Here is a 16,546-nt window from a genome sequence, read left to right as displayed (position 1 = left end):
CAGGCACCGGTGAATAACCGGTGCCTGCCGTTTGTACATCTTCACCCCACAAGCAACATCTGGGGTCAGACCCGGCGGGTCTGACCCCGGCATTTGCCGTTGGGCTAAATTAATGACGGAAGTGACGCGTGCCCGTGTACAGCATCACGACGCCGCGCTCGTCCGCCGCATCGATCACTTCCTGGTCGCGCATGGAGCCGCCCGGATGGATCACGCAGGTGGCGCCCGCGTCGACGACGACGTCGAGGCCGTCGCGGAACGGGAAGAAGGCGTCCGACGCCACCACGGAACCGGTCAGGCTCAGGCCTGCGTTCTGTGCCTTGATCGAGGCGATGCGGGCCGAGTCGATGCGGCTCATCTGGCCTGCGCCCACGCCCAGGGTCATGTTATTGCCGCAGAAGACGATGGCGTTCGACTTGACGAATTTTGCCACTTTCCAGGCGAACATCAGGTCGGACAATTGCTGCGGCGTTGGCTGCAGTTTGCTGACCACGCGCAAGTCGCCGATGCCCACGTTTTTCGCGTCCGGCGATTGCACCAGCAAGCCGCCACCGACGCGCTTGAAGTCCATGGCGTTGACGCCTGCGCCCAGCGGGATTTCCAGCATGCGCACGTTTTGCTTGCTCGACAGAATCTGTTTCGCTTCGGCGGAGAACGACGGCGCGATCAGCACTTCCACGAACAGCTTGGCAATTTCGCCAGCGGTGGCGCCATCGAGTTCCGTGTTGAAGGCGATGATGCCGCCGAATGCCGAGGTCGGGTCCGTCTGCAGGGCGCGCGCGTACGCTTCGGCCGCATTCTTGCCCAGGGCAACGCCGCACGGATTCGCGTGCTTGACGATCACGCAGGCGGCGCTTTGCTCGAAGCCGCCCAGGCTCTTCACGCATTCCCAGGCCGCGTCGGCGTCGGCGATGTTGTTGTACGACAATTCCTTGCCTTGCAGCTGGCGGTAGTTGGCCAGCGCGCCATCGGTGATGACCAGGTCGCGGTAGAAGGCGGCGCTCTGGTGCGGGTTTTCACCGTAACGCATGTCTTGCACTTTCTCAAATGCAACGTTCAGGATTTGCGGATAGGCGCCGCGCTCGGCGTGCACTTTCGTCGGGCCCAGGCTCGTCAGGTAGTTGGTGATGGCGCCATCGTATTGCGCCGTGTGGGCAAAGACCTTCTTCGCCAGCATGAACTTGGTGTCATAGCTGACGTCGCCGGCCTTGCCGTCGGCCGAGCGCATTTCCGCCAGCACGGCGTCATAGTCGGTCGGGTCGCAGATGACGACCACGTCCTTGTGGTTCTTGGCCGCCGAACGCAGCATGGTCGGGCCGCCGATATCGATGTTCTCGATCGCGTCTTCCAGGGTGCAATCGGCCTTGGCCACCGTGCCCTGGAACGGGTACAGATTGACCACCACCATGTCGATGGTCGGCATGTCGTGCTCGACCAGTTTCGACATATGCTCAGGGAAATCGCGGCGCGCCAGGATACCGCCGTGTACTTTCGGGTGCAGGGTCTTCACACGGCCATCGAGCATCTCCGGGAAACCCGTGTAATCGGCAACTTCCGTCACGGGAACACCGTTATCTGCCAGCAATTTGGCAGTGCCGCCCGTGGACAGGAGGTTGACGCCGAGGGCGGACAGGGCGCGGGCGAATTCGAGAACGCCGGTCTTGTCGGAAACGGAGAGGAGAGCTTGTTTGATCATGGCTGTGGCTAGGTGGTTAAGTGTTCTTGGCGAATGGCGCAGGCCCGTGCGGGGCTGCGGCGGATTCAAATCTTGGCGTCACTTGCATGCCGGCATTACAGCAAACCGTGCTCCTGCAATTTCTTGCGCAGGGTATTGCGGTTGATGCCCAGCATCTGCGCGGCGTGCGACTGGTTGCCATCGGCGCGTGTCATCACGACTTCCAGGATGGGTTTTTCCACGGTCAGCACGACCATGTCGTAGATATTCGATGCTTGCTGTTCGCCCAGGTCATTGAAGTAATCTTCTAGACTTTTCTGTACGACTTCCTGAATGCTTTCTTTGCTCATTTGTATGCTTCAACCGGCTGAACACCTGACAATCCGCTGCCGCGTCGCTCATGCGGGCCGCCTGCTGCCGTCTTGTCTCGGTGTTGTAATTAATATTGCATGACGCTCTGTATAGGCGCTCGCCCTTGTATTGCTTTTCACTTACTGCTTAACTTATACGCAACCTTCTTGCTATCTGCTCATGCTGCCGTGGCCGTAGATTCGATCACATCGATCGGGCCACTTTCACTGGATTCGGCGAGGCGGTATTGTAACCGTTCGCCAAATTTCCATTGCGACTCAAAAAATTGATCGACGGCCAGCAATTGCGCATCCGTCGACTCCAGCAAATTCATTTGCTGGCGAAACGCTTCGCCGCCTTCCAGGTCTTTCACGTACCAGCCGATGTGCTTGCGCGCCGTGCGCACGCCGAGGAATTCGCCATAAAACGCGTAATGGGCGCGCAAATGCTCATCCATCAGGGTACGCACTTCATCCACGTACGGCGCCGGCAGCAAGGTGCCCGTGCGCAGGAAATGATCGATCTCGCGGCAAATCCACGGCCGGCCCTGCGCCGCGCGGCCGATCATGACGGCATCGGCGCCCGTTTGATCCAGCACAAAGCGGGCTTTTTCCGGGCTGGTAATGTCGCCATTGGCTACCACGGGGATACCCACCGATGCTTTCACAGCGGCAATGGTTTCATATTCGGCATCGCCCTTGTAGCCGTCGGCACGCGTGCGGCCGTGCAAGGTCAGCATCTGGATGCCCGCTTGTTCCGCGATGCGGGCAATGGTCAGGGCATTCTTGTTGGAACGGTTCCAGCCCGTGCGGAATTTCAGGGTGACGGGCACGTCGACGGCATTGACGACGGCGTGCAAGATCTTCTCGACCAGGCTTTCATCTTGCAACAGGGCCGAACCGCACCAGCTGTTGCACACCTTCTTCACGGGGCAACCCATGTTGATGTCGATGATCTGCGCGCCCCGGTCCACGTTGAACTTGGCGCAGTCGGCCAGGTCTTGCGGATCGGCGCCGGCGATCTGCACCGCCTTCGGCTCCATTTCACCTTCGTGGTCCGTGCGGCGCGAGCTTTTTTCCGTGGCCCACAGGCGCGGATTCGACGCCGCCATCTCCGACACGGCATAGCCGGCACCCAGTTGCTTGCACAACTGGCGGAAAGGCCGATCCGTCACGCCCGCCATGGGAGCGACGAAAACGTTGTTGCGCAGAATGTGAGGGCCGATTTGCACTGAGGAACCTGGAATGGACGGAGGAACCTGCTATTTTAACCGATTCCCTGCCTAATTAATAAGCACTATTTTTGTACTTCAGTGCGCTTGGCAACCCGTCCAGCTTGTGCAGTACAGCAAAACAGGGGATCGGCGCCCCCGTCCGGCGGCTCGCCCGGCTCTTAGCCCAGCTCGTCCATCGCGGGCGCGCTCAGGTGTTCGATATTTCCCCAGTGCACTAAATGCAGCTTGCCGTCCGCATACGCAAAACGATTGACGCTGGCATTTTTCACCTGGAAGTCGCGTGGGCTGTCGAGCGTCATGCCGACGGCCTCGCGGTAGGCGCACTCGAGCACGCCACCGTGGGCCACGATGGCGATCGTCTGGCCGTCATATTGCCCGGCCCAGCGGGCAATGGCGCCATTTGCGCGCGCATAGAACTGGCGGAAACTCTCGGCCTGGCGCTCGCCCGACGGCATCACGGCATCGATCTGGCGCGATTGCCATTGCGCATATTCGTGCGGATAGCGCGCGGCGATGTCCGCGTACAGCAAGCCTTCGAAGGCGCCATAGCAGCGCTCGCGCAGCAAGGGGTCCGTTTGCACGGGCAGCCTGTTCACGTCGGCCACGGCCTGCGCCGTCTGCCGCGCGCGCTGCAGATCGCTGGCGATGATGGCGGCCAGCGGTTCGTCCGCCAGCGCCTGCCCCAGCGCGGCCGCTTGCGCCAGGCCCGCCTCGTTCAGGGCGATGTCGATATGGCCCTGCAGGCGGCGGCCCGCATTCCAGGCCGTCTCGCCATGGCGTATCAATAAAATCGTGGTGCTCATGCGTTATTTCTTCAGGGTAAGTGCCAACTCGGGGTTGAGCGAGTAGGCGACGACGAGTTGGGCTTCGTCGAGGATGTGGCCATAGATGGCGGCGTAGGCTTGCTGCCCCGTAAACCGCTGGGGCAATGCCAGGTGCGGCACGTCGAGCGCATACAGGCGGAAAATGTAGTGGTGGATGCGCTCGTCATTCCATGGCGGGCACGGGCCGTCATAACCATAGTAATCGCCGCCCATGCCGGCATCGCCGGCAAACCAGGCCGTGTAATCGTTGATGCCTTGGCGCAACGCATACGCGCCGCTGCTGTCCGGCCAGGACACCGTGGGGGCCTGCTTGCCGCGCGCCGTGATGCCGCTGGAAAACTGTCCTGCGGCGATCGAACGCATGGCGGTCGGCAAATCGAGCAAGCTCCAGTGATAAAAGTCACCGCGCGGCGCCGTCAACGGCAGGGCCTGGCCTTCAACATTGGCCAGGCTGGCGTCTTGCGGCGCATCGGGGTCGATGCAGAACAGGGCCAGCGACTCGGTGCCGTTCGGCACCTCGTCCCAGGCCAGATGGGGATTGCGGTTGCCAGCGAGGCGCACGCGGCTGGCCGGATCGATCTCGGCAAAGGCATGGTCGGCCGGCATCAGGCCGCCATCACGAAACGTCTCGCTCCACAATTTCATCGCTTGCTCCTCTTTATAGTTTTTATTTATTATTTGGCGCTCATCTGGCGCTTATTTGGCATTCACTTGCAGCCAGAAGGTGACGGGCCCGTCATTCGTCAGCGACACTTGCATGTCGGCGCCGAACTGCCCCGTCTGCACGCACGCGTGACGGCTGCGCGCCTGCTCCACGAAATGCGTGAACAGGCGCAAGCCATCCTGCGGCGCGGCCGCCGGCGTAAACGACGGGCGCGTGCCGGACTTGGTGTCGGCTGCCAGGGTGAACTGGGGCACCAGCAGCAAGCCGCCGGCCACGTCCGTCACGCTGCGGTTCATCTTGCCCGCCTCGTCGGCAAACACGCGATAGCCGAGCAGCTTGGCCAGCAAGGCGTCCGCTTCCTTCTCCGTATCGCCCCGCTCGGCGCACACGAGCACCATCAGCCCCGCGTCGATGGCGCCGATGGTGGCGCCCGCCACATCGACTTTCGCCTGCGTGACGCGCTGCAGCAGCGCGATCATGCCGTCAAGGTGACGCGCGCGAAACTGCGCTTGCCAACTTGCAACACGAACTGACCGGCCGCCACTTGCAAGCCCTTGTCGCTGATGACGGTGCCGTCGATGCGCACGCCGCCCTGGTCGATCTTGCGCATGGCTTCCGACGTCGAAGGGCACAGGCCCGCCTGCTTGAGCAATTGCGGGATGCCCAGCGGCGCGCCGGCCAAGGTCACTTCCGGGATATCGTCGGGGATGCCGCCCTTCGAGCGGTTGACGAAGTCGGCCAGCGCATCTTCCGCCGCCTGCTGCGAGTGAAAACGGGCGACGATTTCTTGCGCCAGTGCAACCTTGGCATCGCGCGGATTGCGGCCTTCCTCGACTTCGCGCTTCAGCTGGGCCAGTTCGGCGATCGAGCGCCACGACAGCAGCTCGTAGTAGCGCCACATCATGACGTCGGAAATGCTCATCAGCTTGGCGAACATGGTGTTGCCCGGTTCCGTGATGCCGATGTAGTTATTCTTCGACTTGGACATTTTTTCCACGCCGTCCAAACCTTCCAGCAGAGGCATGGTCAAAATACACTGCTGCTCCTGTCCGTACTGCTTTTGCAGTTCGCGGCCCACCAGCAGGTTGAATTTCTGGTCCGTGCCGCCCAGTTCCAGGTCCGATTTCAGCGCCACCGAGTCGTAGCCCTGCATCAGCGGGTACAGGAATTCATGTACGGAAATAGGAATGCCGCCCTGGAAGCGCTTGGTGAAGTCATCGCGCTCGATCATGCGCGCCACCGTGTAGTGGGAAGCGAGCTGGATGATGCCGCGCGCGCCCAGCGGATCGCACCACTCGGAGTTATAGCGGATTTCGGTCTTGCTGGCGTCCAACACTAAAGATGCTTGCGCGAAATACGTCATCGCGTTAATCTCGATCTGTTCGCGGGTCAAAGGCGGACGCGTGACGTTGCGGCCCGAAGGGTCGCCGATCATGGACGTGAAGTCGCCGATGAGGAAAATGACTTGATGGCCCAGGTTTTGCAGCTGGCGCATCTTGTTCAGCACGACAGTATGCCCCAGATGCAAGTCGGGTGCAGTCGGGTCCAGGCCCAGTTTGATGCGCAGTGGAACACCGTTTTTCTCGGAGCGTGCTAATTTTTGCGCAAATTCGCTTTCGATCAAGAGTTCGTCGACGCCACGCTTGGTAATCGCGAGGGCTTCTTGTACTCTGTCCGACAGCGGAAGCGCGGTCTGAGCGGCGTTAGCCTTTGTAGGCGATGCGGTGGTGTTGATTTCCATAAAATTTGACTGTAGATCTCAAAATGGTAGTAGGTTTGCGGAGTTTGCTATAATGCTCGATCCCATCAATCTTGCCGTATGAGCGAACCAAAATAACAATAACAAAGAGCATTAGTTCACGAATCGTTCAAGGGCAAATTTTAACTGATTGCATGAACCCTATACATAAAATCACAGGCTCACGCTTGTACACACAGCTGGCGACGACACGCAAGGCACGCATTATTGGCGTGTCGGCAGTGCTGCTCGCCGTGGTCGCCTTCGGCGCGGCCGGTGTGGCTCCTCTGGCGCCCGACGCTTCCGACTTGCCGGTCACGTCCATCGCCCAGAACCTGGAAATGCCTGATCTCGCCTCGCAAATTTCCGCGATGGAACAGGTAGACCAGAACTTCACCCACGAAGAAAAAGTCCGCGCCGGCGATACCCTCGCCACTTTGCTGACCCGTCTCGGCGTGGATGATGCGGCGGCCGCCAACTTCATTAAAACCGACAAGATTGCGCGCGGCGTGATGTTGCTGAAATCGGGCAAGCGCGTACAAGCGCAAACGTCCGAAAACGGCGACCTCAACTGGATGCGCGCCACGCTCGTCGACGGCACGGACAAATCGGTCAAGAACATCCTGATCACCCGCAAGGGCGACAAGTTCGTGGCCACGGAAGTGGCAGCCCAGCTGGAACGCCGCGTTGAAATGCACGCGCGCAAGATTACTTCCACCCTGTTCGCTGCCACCGACTCCAGCCTGGACGGCACCCGCCTGCCAGACTCGATTTCCGCGCAAATCGTGGAAATGTTCTCCACCAATATCGACTTCCGTTCCGACCTGAAACGCGGCGACTCGTTCAACGTGGTCTACGAAACGTTCTGGCAAGATGGCGAATTCGTCCGAGCGGGCCGCATCCTGGCCGGTGAATTCACCAACCGCGGCACGACTTACCAGTCCGTTTGGTTCGAAGACCCGGCCAGCAAGCAAGGCGGCGGTTACTACAGTTTCGACGGCAAGTCCCTCAAAAAAGCCTTCCTGAAATCCCCCCTCGAATTTTCCCGCATCTCGTCCGGCTTCTCCATGCGCGTGCACCCGATTTCCGGCAACTGGAAAGCGCACAAGGGCATCGATTTCGCCGCCGCTACGGGTACGCCTATCCGCGCGTCGGGCGACGGCGTGGTCGATTCCGTCGGCATGCAGAACGGCTACGGTAATGTTGTTGTCCTGAAACACTGGGCCAATTACACGACCGCCTATGCGCACATGAGCCGCTTTGCCTCGGGCCTGAAAAAAGGTCAGAAAGTGAGCCAGGGCGATGTAATCGGCTACGTCGGCACCACGGGCTGGTCCACAGGCGCCCATTTGCACTATGAATTCCGCGTCGGTGGCGTGGCACAAGACCCAAGCAAGCTGAACGTACAAGCCCAGGCGCCATTGACGGCTGCCGAGCTGAGCCGCTTCCGCATGGTGTCGGCCGACATGATGCACCGCTTCACCCTGCTGCGTCCGAACGACACGGCACTGGCTGCGCGTTAATCGACACCGCCTTCGGGCAACAGACAAAGGCACCGCCCATGCAGATGGCCGGTGCCTTTGTTTTTTTCCGCGCGCTTTTGTTTTTTCCTGCGCGCTTTTGCGCCCGGCACAAATGCGGCACAATGCACAGCATCACTGACGCACTCAAGGAAACACCATGCTGTATATCGGTTTAATGTCGGGCACCAGCCTGGACGGCGTCGACGGCGCGCTGGTCGACTTTTCCGACGAGGGCACGCGCAGCCTGGGCGATGCGTATATTGCCTTTCCCGCCAGCTTGCGCGCCGACCTGATGGCCTTGCAAAGTGCAGGCCAGAATGAAATCGAACGCGAAGCGCTGGCGGCAAACCAGCTCGTGCGCCACTACGCCGATTGCGTTGCCATGCTCCTCAGCAATGCGGGCATAGGCGCGGACGCCATCGCCGCCATCGGCGCGCATGGCCAGACCATCCGCCACCGCCCTGAACTGGGCTTTACGCGCCAGCTGAACAACCCGGCCCTGCTGGCCGAGCTGACGGGCATCGATGTCATCGCCGACTTGCGCAGCCGCGACGTGGCGGCGGGCGGCCAGGGCGCGCCGCTGGTGCCCGCCTTCCACCAGGCCATTTTCAACCTGCCCGGCCACACGCGCGTGCTGGCCAATATCGGCGGCATCGGCAACATCAGCGTGCTGCACGCGGATGGCACGGTGACGGGCTACGATACGGGGCCCGGCAATGCGCTGATGGATGGCTGGGCCTTGCGGCACCTGGGCCAGCCCTACGACGCCAACGGCGCCTGGGCCGCCACGGGCCAGCTCATCCCTGCCCTGCTGGCCGAGCTGCTGAACGAACCCTACTTTGCCTTGCCGGCGCCGAAAAGCACGGGCCGCGACCTGTTCCACGCCGAATGGCTGCAAGGCAAGCTGGCCAGCCATCCCCATGCCAAGCCGGCCGACGTGCAGGCGACATTGACCCGGCTGACGGCCGCCAGCCTGGCGCAAGCCATCGTGCGCGACGGGGCGCAGGCGGAAACGGTCTATGTGTGCGGCGGCGGCGCGCAGAACGCCAGCCTGATGGCGGCGCTGGCCGCCGAATTGCCGGGCATGACGGTGGAGTCCACGCAAGCCTTGGGCGTGGCGCCCAGCCAGGTCGAGGCGCTGGCGTTTGCCTGGCTGGCCTGGCGCTTCACGCAGCGCAAGCCGGGCAACTTGCCGGCGGTGACGGGCGCGCAGGGATTACGGGTGCTGGGCGCGCTGTATCCGCGCTGAGCCGGCGTAGAAACACAAATAGCGGATCATCGATCCGCTATTTTCTTGCTTGCCCAGTTTAGTGCTTAAACGGAGAAAGACGAACCGCAACCGCAGGTAGACGTCGCGGTAGGGTTTTTAATGACGAACTGCGCGCCTTCCAGGTCATCCTTGTAATCGATTTCCGCGCCGACCAGGTACTGGTAGCTCATGGAATCGATCAACAGCTGGACGCCGTTCTTGACCATGGTGGTGTCATCTTCGTTGACGATTTCATCGAAGGTGAAGCCGTACTGGAAGCCGGAACAGCCGCCACCCTGCACGAATACGCGCAATTTCAGGTCGGGATTACCTTCTTCCTCGATCAGCTGCGCGACTTTTTCGGCGGCGCTATCGGTAAAGATGATAGGCGATGGGATCACATCTTGCATTTCAGCGACTGCATTCATTTCAGACTCCTCAGAAAACATAGGCTCATTATAGACTGTTGGCACAACTCTCGCTGCGGCCGCCGCTGGCGCGGCTGGCTGGTGTTGTTCCTGCTCACATTTCCGAGACGGCCAGGTGCAGCACGGGGTCGGCGCTGTCGTGCCGGCTAAGCTTGCCCTGCACCAGGGCACCGCTGTGCATTTCCAGCACCTTGTAGTAGACCTCTCCTACAATGCGGGCTTTCGGCTGGATTTCAAGCATTTCGGACACATACACGGGGCCATTGATCTCGCCGCTGACGACCAGGCTCGAGCAGCGCACTTCGCCATCGATGCGCCCGGCCTCGCCCAGCACCACGTAGGTGGGGTCGCCCGGCTCGCCCGTGACGTTGCCGCGCACGTGGCCATCGATGCGCAGGCCGCCGCAAAACAGCAAGTCGCCTTCGATCCGCGTGGAAGCGCCGATCAAGGTATCGATGGGGTTTTTCGCATTGCGCTCGAACATGAACGTCATCCTGTCGGTGTACGTGGCAGTCCAATTTATCACAGGTCCGGCAAAAAGGCGCCGGACCTGCGCAAGCCCCCGTGCCTAAATTTACGGCAGCAGGGCGATGTGTTGCAAACCGGCCGTTTCTTTCAGGCCAAACATCAAGTTCATGCACTGCACGGCCTGGCCCGATGCGCCCTTGACCAGGTTGTCCTGCACCACCAGCACGATGACGGTGTTGCCGCCTTCGGGACGGTGCAAGGCCAGGCGCAGCATGTTCGAGCCGCGCGTGGAGCGCGTTTCCGGATGCGAGCCGAATGGCATCACGTCGACGAAAGGCTCATCCTTGTATTGCTCCTCAAACAAGGATTGCAATTCTTCATTGCTGACATCCTTGTTCAGTTGCGCGTACAGGGTCGAATGCATGCCGCGGATCATCGGCACCAGGTGCGGCGTGAAGGTCAGCGCCACTTTCTCATCCGTGAAACGCTGCAATTGCGCCGTCGTTTCCGGCAGGTGGCGGTGACCGGCCACGCCGTAGGCCTTGAAGCTGTCGCTTGCCTCCGAGAACAGGATACCGATTTCCGCCTTGCGGCCGGCGCCGGACACGCCCGACTTGCAGTCGGCGATCAGGCCGCCCGCGTTGACGAGGCCAGCCTTGAGCAGCGGGTAAAAGCCCAGCTGCATGGTGGTCGGGTAGCAGCCGGGATTGGCGATCAGCTTGGCCTGCTTGATGTCTTCGCGGTTCAGTTCCGGCAAGCCGTACACGGCCTGGGCTATCAGCTCGGGCGCCGTGTGGGAAATCTTGTACCACTGCTCGAACTTGGCCTGGTCTTTCAGGCGGAAGTCGGCGGCCAGGTCGATGACCTTTACGCCGGCGGCCAGCAAGGCTGGGGCTTGCGCCATCGCAACACCATGCGGAGTGGCAAAGAAGACCACGTCGCACTGTTCCAGATTCGCCTTGTCCGGCGAAGAAAACGCCAGTTTCACATGACCACGCAGGGAAGGATACATGTCAGCAACGGGCAAGCCATCTTCCTTGCGCGAGGTAATCGCCGTCAATTCGACATCTGGATGGGTAGCAAGCAAGCGCAGCAATTCCACGCCCGTGTATCCAGTGCCGCCGACGATGCCAACTTTGATCATGTTCTTTCCTTGTATATAGATTGCATAAAGATGAAGGGAAACGCACCCATGGGGGTTTTCCGCGTATTTTACAGCGCAACGGCGCAAGCCGCTGAAATGCAAAAAAGCCGCGGGACCGAAGTCCAGCGGCTTTTCGACCAGCACCCGGAAGGTGCTGCAGCGTAAGAATTAACGCTTCGAGAATTGCTTTGCGCGACGTGCTTTGCGCAGACCAACTTTTTTACGCTCGACTTCACGTGCATCGCGGGTCACGAAGCCGGCTTTCGCCAGTTCCGGTTTCAACGCTGCATCGTAGTCGATCAGAGCGCGGGTGATGCCATGACGAACTGCACCAGCCTGGCCCGACTCACCGCCGCCATGGACGTTGACTTTGATGTCGAAACGCTCGACATTGCCGGTCAGTTCCAGTGGTTGACGGATGACCATCAGACCCGTTTCGCGCGAAAAGTATTCGTTTGCTGGTTTGCCGTTAACAACGATCAAGCCTGTGCCAACTTTGATAAAAACCCGAGCCACTGCACTTTTGCGACGGCCGGTTCCATAATTGTAATTACCGATCATGTCAGTTCCTTAGAGAACAAGTGCTTTAGGTTGCTGAGCAGCGTGCGGATGGGAACCTTCCGCGTACACTTTCAGCTTCTTGATCATTGCGTAGCCGAGTGGGCCTTTAGGCAGCATGCCTTTGACCGCTTTCTCAAGCGCGCGACCTGGAAAACGCTGTTGCATTTTCTGGAAGTTGGTTTCGTAGATGCCGCCTGGATAGCCAGAGTGACGGTAGTAAATTTTCTCAGTAGCTTTGGTACCGGTCACACGCAGTTTGCCTGCGTTGATGACGACGATGAAGTCGCCGGTATCGACGTGAGGAGTAAATTCTGGTTTGTGTTTGCCGCGCAGTCGGAGTGCCACTTCGCTGGCAACACGTCCGAGGACTTTGTCCGTCGCGTCAACCACGAACCAATCGCGCTGGACTTCATGTCCTTTAGCGGAAAATGTTTTCATGTTGACTTCCTAATAGATTACACGCTCAAATGGTGGTTCCGCCGAAGTTGCTGTGCGGACTCTGCCTTATTTACTTTTCCTGAGCGAACGGAAAGCCGACAAGTATAAGCGGCTTTGCCGTTCCGCGTCAAGCCGCAATGCAGGCCGGCTGCGCCCCCGCGGGCGGCACATGGACAGGCATTCCTCTATTACAATACAAAACGCTTACAATTTTCGGAGAGTACGATGGAATGCAAAGTCAGCTGGAATGGCCCGTCGGGCATGAGTTTTCGGGCAGAAACGGGTTCCGGCCACCTGGTGAGCATGGATGGCGCGCCCGATGGCGGCGGCCACAATCTGGCGCCGCGCCCCATGGAAATGGTCTTGCTGGGCACGGGCGGCTGCACCGCCTATGACGTGGTACTGATCCTGAAACGCGGGCGCGAAGCCGTCAGCGGCTGCGAAGTGACCCTGAAGGCCGACCGCGCCGAGACCGACCCGAAAGTGTTTACCAAGATCCACTTCCACTTCACCGTGCGGGGCAAGGCCCTGAAACCGACGGCCGTGGAACGGGCCGTGGCCTTGTCTCATGACAAATATTGCTCGGCGTCGATCATGCTGGCGAAAACCGCCGAGATTACGCATTCCTTCGAGATCATCGAAGAAAGCGCCTGAGCAAACCTACTGCGCGTCGGTATAGGCGGCCTGCGATGCTCACCGTGCTCCAGCACGGTTGCGCTTCTCGACCACCTCGCCCTTCCGCTCGCTACGGTTTTGTCAGGCGTTTCACGGCTCGGGCATGCATAAAAAAGGCGCTCTTCAGAGCGCCTTTGCTTTAAATGTAATACGCCGTTTTCGTCATCACTTTCCCCATGATGCCCATCAGCGCCTTCACGGGCGCCGGAGTATCGATGGCGCCCAGGCGCTGGGCGGCGGCGCCGTGTTCCACTTCGTCGATGGCCATCTGCCTGACGATGGCGCGCGATTTCGCATCCTGCGGCGGCAATTCTTCCAGGTGGCTGGCCAGGTGCGCTTCCACCTGGCGCTCCGTTTCCACCACAAAACCCAGGCTGCGGCCGTCGCCCATGCGCGCGGCGATGGTGCCCAGCGCAAAGGAACCCGCATACCACAGGGGATTGAGCAGGCTCAGACGCGAGCCCAGCTCCGTCAGGCGCTGGGCCGTCCAGGCCAGGTGATCTTCCTCTTCGCGTCCCGCCTCATCGAACTGGGCGCGGATGGCGGGGCTGTGCGCATAGCGCGCCTGCGAGTTGTACAGGGCCTGCGCGCACACTTCGCCCACATGGTTGACGCGCATCAAGCCGGCGCTATGGCGCTGCTCGGCCGCGCTCAGTTCCGCATCGGGTGCGTGCGCGGCCGGCGACGGGCGCGAAGCGGAAGCCACGCCCGCCATGACGCGCAGGGCCTTGTCGGCGCCAACAATCAAACGGTCCAGGGGGTCAAAGTAGCGGTGCGCGGTCATCGTGGCTATTCATGTAGGGGAAAACATGAATTATAGGACGATCGGGGCCAGCCGTACCCACGCCGCGCGCAGGGTGAACGGGGCTTTATTGACTTGTGCGCGCTTTTTCCTGCTCGATCCAGTCCACCACGGGGCCGACGGCGTCCAGGCCGGACAGGCTTTTCGCCACGCCCAGGTTCAATGAAATCAGGAAGAAAATGCTATCGACGGGAATCTCCGGGCAGTGTTCGGCAAACGCGGCGCGAAACCGCGGCGATTGCAGCACGCGCAAGACTTTTTCGCCGCTCATGAATTGCAGCACGCTGGCAATGCTGTGCCCGCCGCCTATCGAATGGTAGATGAAGCGGTTATAGCGGGCGTCGATCTCCTTGAAATCGAGCGTTTCTTCCGTCATCAGGCCCGCCAGGTAGTACAGGCCCAGGCTGACGCGGAAGAAACCGATGGCTTCGGCGCTGGTCATGCCGGCGCGCGCCACGGCCAGTACCTTGTCCTGCATTGCCTGATCGATCGTTTGCATTGCGCTCTCCCGCGCCGTCCGCCGGCGCCCACCGGGCCAGCTTGCATGAAGATGCTGTTTTTTTCAATAGACCAAACGATATTTCCATCTTGCAAGTTACATTTTTTACATGCTACTCTGATTCTTCCTTACGAATGGATGAAGCACATGATTGAGGTCAAGCACCTGGCAAAACGATTCCGCATGCCGCCCCACAAGGGCAAGGCCGTGCACGTCAGCGATCCGCGCGAACACGACGGCTGGTTTCACGCCGTGCGCGACGTCAGTTTCAGCTGCGCCCCCGGCGAAGTGCTGGGCCTGCTGGGGCCGAATGGCGCCGGCAAGACCACCACCCTGCGCCTGCTGTCGACGGCCCTGCAGGCGGACGCGGGCAGCGCCCTCGTCAACGGCGTCGATGTGCTGCAGCAGCCATTGGCGGCGCGCCAGAGCATCGGTTTCCTGTCCGGTTCGACGGGGCTGTATGGCCGCCTGACGGCGCGCGAAAACGTGGAATACTTCGGCCGCCTGCACGGCATGCCGGCCGACAAGCTGAAGCGCCGCTGCGACGAGCTGTTTGCCCTGCTGCAAATGGAGGAATATGGCGGCAAGCGGGCCGACCAGTTGTCGACGGGCATGAAGCAGAAGTGCGCGATCGCCCGCACCGTCGTGCATGAGCCGCAGGTGGTGATCCTCGACGAACCGACGACGGGCCTCGACGTGATGTCGGCCAAGATCCTGCTCGACTTCATCGCCAGCTACAAGGCGCTGCGCGTGCCGCTGATCTTTTCCACGCACCACCTGCACGAGGTGGAAAAGCTGTGCGACCGCGTCTGCATCATCAACCGCGGCACCACCGCCTTCAACGGCACGGTCGACGAACTGCGCCACCTGGGCGGCAGCGCGGACTTGTACGACGCCTTCGTCAGCGTCATCAACCAGGGAGCCTGAGCCATGTGGACCATTTATCTGAAAGAGTTGCTGGAACTCACGCGCGACCGCAAGACGCTGATTTTCACCATCCTCATCCCCATCTTTGCCATGCCGCTGATCTTTGGCGGCTTCGCCTATGTATCGAGCAATATGTTCAAGAACGCCAAGACGGCGGAAATGCGCTACACCTTGTTCGGCAAGGACCATTCGCCGGGCTTGAGCGCGCGTTTTGCGCAGCAGCACAACCTGCGCGAAGTGCCGCTGGCCAGCGAGACGGAGATCCGCCGCGCCATCGGCGACGACACCATCAAGTTTGCCGTCGTCATTCCGCCCCATTTTGAAGATGCATTGCAGCAACATCAACAAGCCAAGGTGACCTTGCACTACAACAGCGCCAGCACGGTCGACGTGACCCAGCAGCGGGTGCGCGAAATCGTCGACACCTACAACGCCAGCCTGCGCGAAGGGGCGCTGTCGGCCCTGAACCTGAGTCCTGCCCAGCTGGCCTTTGCCCTGCACCCCATCGTGCTCGACAAGCAATCGACGGCCAACGAGCGCGAGCAGATGGGCGCCATCGTCGGCGGCATGCTGCCCTATCTGCTGCTGATGGTGTGCCTGACGGCGGCCATGTATCCGGCCATCGACCTGGGCGCGGGCGAAAAGGAGCGGGGCACCCTGGAAACCCTGCTGCTGGCGCCCGTGCCGCGCAGCGCCATCGTGCTGGCCAAGTTCCTCGTGCTGTTTACCGTCGGCATGACCTCGGCCGTGCTGATGGTGGGCAGCATGGGCGCCCTGCTGGCCATCTTCGGCAGTTCGCTGGAAGGCCACATGGCCATCATGGTGCGCAGCATCGGCCTGCCCGACCTGGCCATGGTGACCCTGATGCTGGTACCGACGGCAGCCATCTTCGCCTCGCTGCTGCTGTCGATCTCGATCTACGCGAAAAGCTACAAGGAAGCGGCCGGCATGATCACGCCGCTGATGCTGTTCGTCATCCTGCCCACGGTGGCGGCCATGCTGCCCGGCGTCGAGCTGAACTGGATGTGGGCCATGGTGCCGCTGACGAACGTGTCGCTGGCCATGAAGGAACTGGTCAAGGGCACCATGGATTACCGCATGTTTGGCGTGATCCTGGCCTCGACCACGGTGATCGCGGGCGCGCTGCTGATGCTGTGCCGCTGGTGGTTCAACCGCGAATCGGTGCTGTTTCGTAACTGATGGTCACACGGCGCGCAAGCGGGGCGAAACAGGCCCCCATGCAAGACCCAGACGGGCGCGCCGTCCGCCCCGTCCAATTGCACTCTGGGCACGCGAAAATGCCGTGTATCGCATGCAACTGCCCAGTACGTCTTAAATTCAATACA

The 16,546-nt window shown here is 60.8% G+C and carries 19 protein-coding genes; 5 read left to right on the top strand and 14 right to left on the bottom strand.

The features are described from left to right. Positions 1-109: 109 nt before the first annotated feature. From purH to tyrS, 7 genes are all read right to left on the bottom strand, one after another. Positions 110-1,696: a bifunctional phosphoribosylaminoimidazolecarboxamide formyltransferase/IMP cyclohydrolase gene (purH, locus tag GCN74_RS08175; protein ID WP_152256197.1), complete on the bottom strand. Its 1,587-nt coding sequence runs from the start codon at positions 1,694-1,696 to the stop codon at positions 110-112. A gap of 95 nt (positions 1,697-1,791) precedes the next feature. Continuing rightward, positions 1,792-2,025 carry a helix-turn-helix domain-containing protein gene (locus GCN74_RS08170; protein WP_008445162.1) on the bottom strand — a complete coding sequence of 78 codons (234 nt, stop codon included), beginning with the start codon at positions 2,023-2,025 and terminating at the stop codon, positions 1,792-1,794. Between the two features lie 179 nt (positions 2,026-2,204). Next, positions 2,205-3,257, bottom strand: a complete 1,053-nt coding sequence (gene dusB / locus GCN74_RS08165; RefSeq protein ID WP_152256196.1) for a tRNA dihydrouridine synthase DusB — start codon at positions 3,255-3,257, stop codon at positions 2,205-2,207. Between the two features lie 161 nt (positions 3,258-3,418). After that, complete coding sequence (locus GCN74_RS08160) at positions 3,419-4,063, bottom strand: histidine phosphatase family protein (protein WP_152256195.1); 645 nt, start codon at positions 4,061-4,063, stop codon at positions 3,419-3,421. Between the two features lie 3 nt (positions 4,064-4,066). After that, complete coding sequence (locus GCN74_RS08155) at positions 4,067-4,729, bottom strand: YbhB/YbcL family Raf kinase inhibitor-like protein (protein WP_152256194.1); 663 nt, start codon at positions 4,727-4,729, stop codon at positions 4,067-4,069. Between the two features lie 51 nt (positions 4,730-4,780). Then, positions 4,781-5,227, bottom strand: coding sequence for a D-aminoacyl-tRNA deacylase (gene dtd / locus GCN74_RS08150; RefSeq protein ID WP_152256193.1), 447 nt, complete (start codon positions 5,225-5,227; stop codon positions 4,781-4,783). Beyond that, on the bottom strand, positions 5,224-6,489 hold the full coding sequence (gene tyrS, locus GCN74_RS08145) for a tyrosine--tRNA ligase (RefSeq protein WP_152256192.1): 1,266 nt from the start codon (positions 6,487-6,489) through the stop codon (positions 5,224-5,226). Before tyrS ends, dtd begins: the two co-directional genes overlap by 4 nt. 152 nt (positions 6,490-6,641) lie before the next feature. Here tyrS and GCN74_RS08140 point away from each other — a divergent pair, with 152 nt between their 5' ends. Both GCN74_RS08140 and GCN74_RS08135 read left to right on the top strand, forming a co-directional pair. Continuing rightward, positions 6,642-8,009 carry a M23 family metallopeptidase gene (locus GCN74_RS08140; protein ID WP_152256191.1) on the top strand — a complete coding sequence of 456 codons (1,368 nt, stop codon included), beginning with the start codon at positions 6,642-6,644 and terminating at the stop codon, positions 8,007-8,009. Between the two features lie 157 nt (positions 8,010-8,166). Continuing rightward, a complete protein-coding gene (locus GCN74_RS08135) occupies positions 8,167-9,258 on the top strand; it encodes an anhydro-N-acetylmuramic acid kinase (protein ID WP_152256190.1) in 1,092 nt (363 codons plus the stop codon). 65 nt (positions 9,259-9,323) lie between these two features. On the opposite strand, the gene erpA is transcribed toward GCN74_RS08135, so the two are convergent. The 5 genes from erpA to rplM all read right to left on the bottom strand — a co-directional run bounded on the left by erpA (position 9,324) and on the right by rplM (position 12,297). Beyond that, complete coding sequence (erpA, locus tag GCN74_RS08130; protein WP_029496047.1) at positions 9,324-9,686, bottom strand: iron-sulfur cluster insertion protein ErpA; 363 nt, start codon at positions 9,684-9,686, stop codon at positions 9,324-9,326. A gap of 94 nt (positions 9,687-9,780) precedes the next feature. Further along, complete coding sequence (locus GCN74_RS08125; RefSeq protein WP_131376556.1) at positions 9,781-10,170, bottom strand: bactofilin family protein; 390 nt, start codon at positions 10,168-10,170, stop codon at positions 9,781-9,783. A gap of 90 nt (positions 10,171-10,260) precedes the next feature. After that, on the bottom strand, positions 10,261-11,298 hold the full coding sequence (gene argC, locus GCN74_RS08120; RefSeq protein ID WP_152256189.1) for an N-acetyl-gamma-glutamyl-phosphate reductase: 1,038 nt from the start codon (positions 11,296-11,298) through the stop codon (positions 10,261-10,263). Between the two features lie 168 nt (positions 11,299-11,466). Next, on the bottom strand, positions 11,467-11,859 hold the full coding sequence (rpsI, locus tag GCN74_RS08115; protein ID WP_010393285.1) for a 30S ribosomal protein S9: 393 nt from the start codon (positions 11,857-11,859) through the stop codon (positions 11,467-11,469). Between the two features lie 9 nt (positions 11,860-11,868). Then, the gene (gene rplM / locus GCN74_RS08110; RefSeq protein ID WP_010393282.1) at positions 11,869-12,297 is read right to left on the bottom strand and encodes a 50S ribosomal protein L13; all 429 of its coding nucleotides are present in this window, start codon (positions 12,295-12,297) and stop codon (positions 11,869-11,871) included. Positions 12,298-12,522: 225 nt separating this feature from the next. On the opposite strand from rplM, the gene GCN74_RS08105 reads away from it, so the two are divergent. Then, positions 12,523-12,951 (top strand): OsmC family protein, encoded by a 429-nt coding sequence (locus GCN74_RS08105; RefSeq protein ID WP_152256188.1) that lies wholly within the window; start codon positions 12,523-12,525, stop codon positions 12,949-12,951. A 160-nt stretch (positions 12,952-13,111) separates the two neighbouring features. On the opposite strand, the gene coq7 is transcribed toward GCN74_RS08105, so the two are convergent. After that, entirely contained in the window at positions 13,112-13,756 is a 645-nt protein-coding gene (gene coq7, locus GCN74_RS08100; RefSeq protein ID WP_152256187.1) for a 2-polyprenyl-3-methyl-6-methoxy-1,4-benzoquinone monooxygenase, read from the bottom strand. Between the two features lie 85 nt (positions 13,757-13,841). Next, the gene (locus tag GCN74_RS08095; protein ID WP_152256186.1) at positions 13,842-14,273 is read right to left on the bottom strand and encodes a hypothetical protein; all 432 of its coding nucleotides are present in this window, start codon (positions 14,271-14,273) and stop codon (positions 13,842-13,844) included. A gap of 147 nt (positions 14,274-14,420) precedes the next feature. On the opposite strand from GCN74_RS08095, the gene GCN74_RS08090 reads away from it, so the two are divergent. Then, positions 14,421-15,200, top strand: a complete 780-nt coding sequence (locus GCN74_RS08090) for an ATP-binding cassette domain-containing protein (protein ID WP_152256253.1) — start codon at positions 14,421-14,423, stop codon at positions 15,198-15,200. 3 nt (positions 15,201-15,203) lie between these two features. Further along, complete coding sequence (locus tag GCN74_RS08085; RefSeq protein WP_152256185.1) at positions 15,204-16,400, top strand: ABC transporter permease; 1,197 nt, start codon at positions 15,204-15,206, stop codon at positions 16,398-16,400. Positions 16,401-16,546: the final 146 nt, after the last annotated feature.

This window comes from Janthinobacterium sp. FT14W (assembly GCF_009208755.1).
GTDB classification, from domain to species: Bacteria; Pseudomonadota; Gammaproteobacteria; order Burkholderiales; family Burkholderiaceae_D; genus Janthinobacterium; species Janthinobacterium violaceinigrum.
This window is presented reverse-complemented; position numbering and strand designations above follow the sequence as displayed.